Here is an 8,561-nt window from a genome sequence, read left to right as displayed (position 1 = left end):
GGCCGACGTGCCGATGACGGCGTCGGCAGCCGTCGCGCACCACCTGAACGCCGATGACGCCGACATCGACCTGCCGAGCCTGCCCGCGCACGAAGCGGCCGCCGGGCGCCGCACGTGGCGTCCGGGCCCCGGCGCCGCGCCCGCGAACGGCGGTGAAGCCGATTCGATGTACGAACGTTCGAAGCTGAACCCGGTGCTCACGTTCGACAACTTCGTGACCGGTAAAGCGAACCAGCTCGCACGCGCCGCCGCGATCCAGGTCGCGGACAACCCCGGCATCTCGTACAACCCGCTGTTCCTGTACGGCGGCGTCGGCCTCGGCAAGACCCACCTGATCCACGCGATCGGCAACCAGCTGCTGCTCGACAAGGCCGGCGCGCGGATCCGTTACATCCACGCCGAGCAATACGTGTCCGACGTGGTGAAGGCATATCAGCGCAAGGCGTTCGACGACTTCAAGCGCTACTACCACTCGCTCGACCTGCTGCTGATCGACGATATTCAGTTCTTCTCCGGCAAGTCGCGCACGCAAGAGGAATTCTTCTACGCGTTCGAGGCACTCGTCGCGAACAAGGCGCAGGTGATCATCACCAGCGACACGTATCCGAAGGAGATCTCGGGCATCGACGATCGCCTGATCTCGCGCTTCGACTCCGGCCTCACCGTCGCGATCGAGCCGCCCGAGCTCGAGATGCGCGTGGCGATCCTGATGCGCAAGGCGCAGTCGGAAGGCGTGAACCTGTCGGAAGACGTCGCGTTCTTCGTCGCGAAGCACCTGCGCTCGAACGTGCGCGAACTCGAAGGCGCGCTGCGCAAGATCCTCGCGTATTCGAAGTTCCACGGCCGCGAGATCTCGATCGAGCTGACCAAGGAAGCGCTGAAGGACCTGCTGACCGTGCAGAACCGGCAGATTTCGGTCGAGAACATCCAGAAGACCGTCGCCGACTTCTACAACATCAAGGTCGCCGACATGTATTCGAAGAAGCGTCCCGCAAATATCGCGCGGCCGCGGCAGATCGCGATGTACCTGGCGAAGGAACTCACGCAGAAGAGCCTGCCCGAGATCGGCGAGCTGTTCGGCGGGCGCGACCACACCACCGTGCTGCACGCCGTGCGCAAGATCGCCGACGAGCGCAGCAAGGATGCGCAGCTCAACCACGAGCTGCACGTGCTGGAACAGACGCTGAAGGGCTGAGCGCGCGGGCGCGCTTGATAATTCGGCATCCGCCCCAAATTAAGGGGGGCGGTTCGGTTTTGAGGCACAATACAGGTTTGACCGCCCCGGCGGCGGCCGGCCAAGAGCCCGGCTGGCGGGGCGCTGCGTGGCTGCTGCGCTGCAGGCCGTTACTCAACGAAGGAACTCTATGCAACTGGTCAAGACCGAACGAGACACACTCCTCAGGCCGCTGCAAACGGTCAGCGGCATCGTCGAACGCCGCCATACGTTGCCGATCCTCGCCAACCTGCTGATCACCAAGAACGGCCCGGACGTTTCTTTCCTGTCGACCGACCTGGAGCTGCAGATCACCACGCGCGCCGATTTCGGCGTCGGCGGCGACCAGGTGGCCACCACCGTCGCGGCCCGCAAGCTGCTCGACATCCTGCGCGCGATGCCTGACGGCCAGGTCACGCTGTCGCTCGCCGACAAGCGCCTCACCGTTCAATCGGGCAAGAGCCGCTTCGCACTGCAGACGCTCGCGGCCGACGAGTTCCCGACCGTCGCGCAGGCGAAGGATTTCGGCGCGACGCTGACCGTCCCGCAGAAGTCGTTCCGCCAGCTGCTCGGCATGGTGCACTTCGCGATGGCGCAGCAGGACATCCGCTACTACCTGAACGGCATGCTGCTCGTCGTCGACGGCGACCAGCTGATGGCCGTGGCCACCGACGGCCACCGCCTCGCGTTCTCGTCGATGAAGCTCGAAGGCGGCACGTTCGGCCGTCAGGAAGTGATCGTGCCGCGCAAGACGATTCTCGAGCTGCAGCGCCTGCTCGAAGACATCGACGACACCGTCACCATCGACATCGCGCAAACCCAGGCCAAGTTCACGTTCGGCCAGGTCGAGCTCGTGTCGAAGCTGGTCGAGGGCAAGTTCCCCGACTTCCAGCGCGTGATCCCGAAGGCGCACAAGAACACGTTCGAGATCGGCCGTGAAGAGCTGCAGCGTTCGCTGCAACGCGCGGCGATCCTGACGTCCGACAAATTCAAGGGCGTGCGCTGCATCATCGCGCCGGGCCAGCTGAAGATCATGTCGACCAACGCCGATCAGGAAGAGGCGCAGGAAGAACTGGAAATCGCGTACCAGGGCGATACCGTCGACATCGGCTTCAACGTCACGTATCTGCTCGACGTGCTCGCGAACCTGAAGGTCGACACCGTGCAGGTGAGCCTCGGCGACGCCAGCTCGAGCGCGCTGATCACCGTGCCCGAGAACGAAGAGTTCAAGTATGTCGTGATGCCGATGCGCATCTGACGCGCTCGACATCGCAACACACACCAGGGGGCGGCAAGCCCCTTTGGCGTTTTTATGGCGAACCGACAACCCGTCCCTTTGGTGCCTTTTCGGCACCTCGGACGGGCCAGGAAACTGGAGCGGCCCGGCGATTTCTCTCGCTGAAACGCACCGCGCCGCCACGAGAGTGGCCTCGCAGAACCGGAAGATATCCATGAGTGAACAGCACAATTCGCAACCCGATAACAGCAGCTACGGCGCCTCGTCGATCCAGATCCTCGAAGGTCTGGAAGCGGTGCGCAAGCGCCCCGGGATGTACATCGGCGACACGTCGGATGGCACCGGTCTGCACCACCTCGTGTTCGAGGTGCTCGACAACTCGATCGACGAAGCGCTGGCCGGGTACTGCAACGACATCCACGTGACGATTCACGCCGACAACTCGATTTCCGTGACCGACAACGGTCGCGGGATTCCGACCGACGTGAAGATGAACGACAAGCACGAGCCGAAGCGCAGCGCCGCCGAGATCGTGATGACCGAGCTGCACGCCGGCGGCAAGTTCGACCAGAACAGCTACAAGGTGTCGGGCGGCCTGCACGGCGTGGGCGTGTCGTGCGTGAACGCGCTGTCGAGCTGGCTGCGCCTCACCGTGCGCCGCAACGGCAAGAAGCATTTCATGGAGTTCCATCGCGGCGTCGCGCAGGAGCGCGTGCTCGAGCAGGTGGACGGCGTGGAAGTGTCGCCGATGCTGGTGACTGGCGACACCGAGAACCGCGGCACCGAAGTGCACTTCATGGCCGATCCGACGATTTTCGGCACGGTTGAATACCACTACGACATCCTCGCGAAGCGGATGCGCGAGCTCTCGTTCCTGAACAACGGCGTGCGGATTCGCCTTACCGACCTGCGTTCGGGCAAGGAAGACGATTTCGCGTTCGCCGGCGGCGTAAAGGGCTTCGTCGAGTACATCAACAAGACGAAGACCAACCTGCATCCGACCATTTTCCACGCCAACGGCGAGAAGGATGGCGTGGGCGTCGAAGTCGCGATGCAGTGGAACGACAGCTACAACGAGAACGTGCTGTGCTTCACGAACAACATTCCGCAGCGCGACGGCGGCACGCACCTGACCGGCCTGCGGGCCGCGATGACGCGCGTCATCAACAAGTACATCACCGACAACGAAATCGCGAAGAAGGCGAAGGTCGAGACGACCGGCGACGACATGCGCGAAGGGTTGTCGTGCGTACTTTCCGTGAAGGTGCCGGAGCCGAAGTTCAGCTCGCAGACGAAGGACAAGCTGGTGTCGTCCGAAGTGCGGGCGCCGGTTGAAGAAGTCGTCGCGAAGGCGCTGGAAGAGTTCCTGCTCGAAACGCCGCTCGACGCGAAGATCATCTGCGGGAAGATCGTTGAGGCTGCTCGGGCGCGTGATGCTGCTCGGAAGGCGCGTGAGATGACGCGCCGGAAGGGCGTGCTCGACGGCGTCGGCCTGCCGGGCAAGCTCGCGGACTGCCAGGAGAAAGACCCGGCGAAGTGCGAAATCTACATCGTCGAGGGTGACTCGGCAGGCGGGTCGGCCAAGCAGGGGCGTGACCGGAAGTTCCAGGCCATCCTGCCGCTGCGCGGCAAGGTGCTGAACGTCGAGAAGGCGCGCTACGACAAGCTGCTGTCGTCGGAGCAGATCGTCACGCTCGTGACCGCGCTCGGCTGCGGCATCGGCAAGGACGATTACAACCTCGACAAGCTGCGCTATCACCGCATCATCATCATGACCGACGCGGACGTCGACGGTGCGCACATCCGCACACTGCTGCTCACGTTCCTCTATCGCCAGATGCCAGACATGATCGAGCGCGGGTATGTGTATATCGCGCAGCCGCCGCTTTACAAGATTAAGGCAGGCAAGGACGAGCGGTATCTGAAGGACGATACGGAGCTGAACGCGCATATGCTGCGGTTGGCGCTGCAAGGGTCGGAACTGGTGCCTGGTGAGAATTCGGCGGCGATTTCCGGCGATGCGCTCGGGGAGCTGGCGCGGTCGTACCTGCTGTCGAAGAGCGTGATCGAGCGGTTGAGCCGGTTGTATGATCCGGCCGCGCTGGAAGCGGTCATGGATGGGGTGGCGATTGATCTCTCCAACGAGGCTTCGACGGAGGCTTCGGCGAAGGCGCTGCATGCGGCGTTGCATGATGACGCGCTCAAGAACGACGTGCGTGTTGTGCCTTCGTATGACCCGGTTCGTGAGCAACGGTCGCTGCATGTCGAGCGGACGCATCACGGGAATGTGCGGGTTTCGGTCATCGACCAGGAGTTCCAGCACACGGCGGATTATCAGCAGCTCGTGACCACCGCGAATACGTTCAAGGGGCTTATCGGGGAAGGTGCGGTCATCAAGCGCGGTGAGCGCAGCATGGCCGTGGCGGACTTCAAGAGCGCGATGAAGTGGCTGCTGGCGGATGCGGAACGCAACGTCTCCAAACAACGCTATAAGGGTCTCGGCGAGATGAACCCCGAGCAGCTGTGGGAAACGACGATGGATCCGGCAGTGCGGCGTCTGCTGCGTGTGCAGATCGAGGATGCGATTGCTGCGGACGGGATCTTTACTACGCTGATGGGGGATGACGTCGAGCCGCGGCGGGCGTTTATCGAGTCGAATGCGTTGCGGGCGGGGAATATTGACGTCTAACGTAGCTTCCTAGTCGTAGGGCGCCAGAGCAAGTGCGACTGGCGCCACAACCCGAAATTTCGACCTGCGGACTCTTAATCCGTAGGTCGAGTATGCGAGTCACTCACGCCCCACCACCGAATTCTGTAGTTGTAAATCAAGCACTTGCGAGCGATCGCGGTGCTTTTTTTCGTCTATAGCCCGCATGTGCAGGCGTCAAAAACTGGCCTTTGCCGGAAAACTGCCGGAACGAAAGAATCTGAGAATTTCGGAACACGCGCCCTGCTAGACTCAAGCGACTGGATCGGCAATTCAAAAGTGAAAATGCTGGCAGAGTAGCTTAGAACCAGGAGCATTCTCAACGTAGAAGTTGAGTCGTCCATTATCGAGGACGCGCTAGCCATTCCTACGTTCAAGAACAACATCGATCTGGTCATAAATGGGCTCGACGATGTCGGCGCGCGTAGAGCCGTGCAGAAGTTATGGCCGTCACTTTTGGTGGATGGCGCAATCAACTCAGTAGGCACTGCGGTGGTGACGCATAGCGTCGGTCACCGGAGGTTCGCATGTCTGCGCTGCACATTCGCGGAGCCGAATGAGGATTACATCACACAGCAGATTAAGGCCACCGCTCTGCACAAGAGCTCCCTCGAAGGTGATCCGAATCGGTTGATCAACGACACGGAAATTTCCGCAGCGTACGCGTCTGCGCACGAGTGGTTGCGCGAGCAGCAGCGCCTGGGTAAGACAATCTGCTCAATTATCTCCACGGGCATGGCCGAAAACCTAGGCTTAACTCTTGCCAAAGGGTTTCGACCATCAGTGCCGTTCGTTGCAACCGCTTCTGCAGCGCTCGTCGCTGCGCAACTACTGCGGAATCTCGTCTGGCCTCAAGAGCGATTCGTTCACGAATTCCAGTTTGGCAGTTTGTTCGCGGGCCCTAGCACTGCAACGGCAGTCGGCCGGCTTGCAGCATCCGAATGCGAATGCACCAAAAACGCGGGTTTGATCGATATGCTTATTGCATGCCGCGGCCACTAAACGCAGGGAACGCGCCAGTCGCATGCGGATGACAGCAGCGCCTGAACTTGTTATCCACGCCGACTCCGATTTGTGATGCGGCACGAGCCGTTCGAAGCGAGTGCCGCTCCGAGTGGCTCGTTCATTTGACGTATAAACGCAAAGAGTAATTCCGACAGGGCCAGCTCCGCGCTTTCGTCGGACATCGTACTGGCGAAGGCCTTGGCTCTTCGCCGGTCTTGGCCACAGCCGACGCAGAGCCCCACCGATGATTGCCGCTACTGCGGCCGCAATCGTCCATACGAGATCGTCACCCAAGACAGTTGCGTTCGCTCAACGCAAATATGATGTAACCCGGCGCAAGCCTGTCCTGCCTTAGAATCAAACCGATCGCACTTCTTGCATTGTCGCAATTTTTTGCCTTGAAGGTTCATTCCATGGCTTGCCCTGCAAGCCATCACCGTGACTACCGCCGGAGAAAACTTATAGCGCGCCCTGCGAGCACCCGACTGCTGATGATTGAAGGATCGCGCCAGAATTGCTCGTGAGATGCAAATGCTACAAGCGGTTGCGACGTGAAATTTCGGCTACGCTCATACGTTGAAGAACTACCTCTCCGATCAACATTCCCAATTAGATGCCAGCCCGTGACGGTCGCAATGTTTGGTCTCGGACAATTCTTTCAAGCGATGTGATGGTTAATCGAAACCGGCGCGGCGAACATCGACGCCGATGCCATGCGTGCATTCCGGTTGGTCGATCAGCGCAGTCCTATTCAAAACGGAGATGGGTTTCTCGCGATATTTGACGGAAACTTTCGGATGCTCGAATAGCGTGACTATTGCGTTCTGGCTCAAGAATCGGCTCCGAAATGTAGCTCTCTGTGGCAATTTGGGCACAATGCGATCGCATTTTCTACCGTGTCTTCACCATCGTCTGCAAGGCGTTGCTTGTGATGCACCTCGAGGTAAGGTGTGCGGTCTTTTTTCCGAAGAAACGGGGCGAACACTTTGCAACGCTCACAAGTGCCATTCGCTCGAAGCAGGACCTCCGCAACAACGTCAGCGCTCCGAACGTAGATATCCGTGACGGCCTTGATCTTTGCCGGCTTTTTGTTGGCTCGTGCGAGTCGCTTTCTTCGTGTCGCCGATGCGTCCGCTAGTGCTTGATCTACGTCTTTGTCGAAAGCGGCCTGACATGCCTGGACGGTCAACTCTGCGACCTGCCCCTCATACTGAGCAAGTTCGAACGTACCACGCTCTACCCGTATGAACTTCGCCTCGCGTTTTGACGAATCAAAATCTATGCACTGGGGGCAGTGATCCTCCACCTTGCGACGTACCGTCGCCTGGAACGTCGCCATATCTTGATAGTTTTCTGGCAACGTCCCCGATGAAAATTTTGTCAGCAGCGCTTCATAGATTTTCTTGTATGACGCCCTTCCACCCACTTCTCGCACCACATCCTCAATGTCGCCAACTTTCACGCTGTACTTCGGCATGTACTCAATCCCCGTATTCAGTGTATTTTTCTGATTTTCCGTACACTTTCTTTATCGGATATTTCTTTCTATTAATTTCAATTTTCTCCAGCGCAGCCTTGTGGAGATCAATCTCCAGCCTGTCAGCTAGCAACACCAGATATGCCAGAACGTCTGCCATCTCATGACGAATCGCTTTCAACTGGTCAGTTGAAAGCTCGGCCTTCTCTCCAGAATCGAGCCATTGAAATGGCTCCAGCAGTTCACTAGCCTCAACGCTCAGCGCCGCCGCCAAATTCTTGGGCGTATGAAATTTCTGCCAACCCCGCTCCGCTACAAATTGTCGAAGCACATCGCGAAGTTCTTCCAATTCCACTTTTTTCTCCGGTGGGCCTGCATACAAGGTTCCAATAGAAAAGCCTCTCAGATCGCCATGGAGTTAGTGCCTGCGAGGTCTACAGAAACGGTAGGACCGTCATAGGAATTTGGAAAATATCACAATTTCGAGATAAAAATCTCCTCGCTCTCCCTCACCTCCCCACCATCGCCCGACCCGACCCGTGATAAAGCGCAGCTGCAAAATGCGCAAGGAACGTAGCGAAGAACAGATAAACCAACACCCGATGCGCGACCCTGAGCCACGCAAACGCTGCCAGAACAGCCGAAACAAGAGCTGGCAACCGCCCATCACCATTCAGCGTCCTCGGATACCCCCAGCCAAAAGCATCGCCCACCCGGTCAGCGGCATCACGACCATCAGCGCATTCAGCGCGAGATGCACCCCATGCCGGACGCACCGCGCACATTCCCACCGCCCAAATGCAAAAACCCCCGCCTTTCGGGCGGGGGTTTCTGGCTTAGGGAGCCTGACGATTACCTACTTTCACACGGGAATCCGCACTATCATCGGCGTAGAGTCGTTTCACGGTCCTGTTCGGGATGG

The 8,561-nt window shown here is 59.4% G+C and carries 6 protein-coding genes and 1 pseudogene; 3 read left to right on the top strand and 4 right to left on the bottom strand.

Going from position 1 to position 8,561, the window contains the following annotated elements; translation table 11 throughout:
• The 3 genes from dnaA to gyrB all read left to right on the top strand — a co-directional run.
• Window positions 1-1,195: chromosomal replication initiator protein DnaA (gene dnaA, locus F3J14_RS31960; RefSeq protein WP_247682327.1), on the top strand; the 1,195-nt coding region annotated here is incomplete at its 5' end.
• Window positions 1,196-1,364: 169 nt separating this feature from the next.
• Window positions 1,365-2,471 carry a DNA polymerase III subunit beta gene (dnaN, locus tag F3J14_RS31955; protein ID WP_006750113.1) on the top strand — a complete coding sequence of 369 codons (1,107 nt, stop codon included), beginning with the start codon at window positions 1,365-1,367 and terminating at the stop codon, window positions 2,469-2,471.
• 193 nt (window positions 2,472-2,664) lie between these two features.
• On the top strand, window positions 2,665-5,139 hold the full coding sequence (gene gyrB / locus F3J14_RS31950; protein WP_166726320.1) for a DNA topoisomerase (ATP-hydrolyzing) subunit B: 2,475 nt from the start codon (window positions 2,665-2,667) through the stop codon (window positions 5,137-5,139).
• A 1,697-nt stretch (window positions 5,140-6,836) separates the two neighbouring features.
• Here the strand turns inward: gyrB and F3J14_RS31940 are convergent.
• The 4 genes and pseudogenes from F3J14_RS31940 to F3J14_RS36250 form a co-directional block, all read right to left on the bottom strand.
• Window positions 6,837-6,995, bottom strand: a complete 159-nt coding sequence (locus F3J14_RS31940) for a hypothetical protein (protein ID WP_166726319.1) — start codon at window positions 6,993-6,995, stop codon at window positions 6,837-6,839.
• Window positions 6,992-7,639 carry an HNH endonuclease signature motif containing protein gene (locus F3J14_RS31935; protein ID WP_166726318.1) on the bottom strand — a complete coding sequence of 216 codons (648 nt, stop codon included), beginning with the start codon at window positions 7,637-7,639 and terminating at the stop codon, window positions 6,992-6,994. The genes F3J14_RS31940 and F3J14_RS31935 overlap by 4 nt, the downstream gene beginning before the upstream one ends.
• 4 nt (window positions 7,640-7,643) lie before the next feature.
• Window positions 7,644-7,994 (bottom strand): nucleotide pyrophosphohydrolase, encoded by a 351-nt coding sequence (locus tag F3J14_RS31930; protein WP_348772031.1) that lies wholly within the window; start codon window positions 7,992-7,994, stop codon window positions 7,644-7,646.
• A gap of 154 nt (window positions 7,995-8,148) precedes the next feature.
• Window positions 8,149-8,561, bottom strand: a pseudogene (locus F3J14_RS36250) (cytochrome b/b6 domain-containing protein); the annotation flags it as partial.

Origin of the sequence: Burkholderia sp. Tr-862 (assembly GCF_011753085.1) — a bacterium.
In the GTDB taxonomy this organism is placed as follows: domain Bacteria; phylum Pseudomonadota; class Gammaproteobacteria; order Burkholderiales; family Burkholderiaceae; genus Burkholderia; species Burkholderia ambifaria.
The sequence above is the reverse complement of the archived record's forward strand: the minus strand, read 5'-3'. Positions and strand labels throughout refer to the sequence as shown.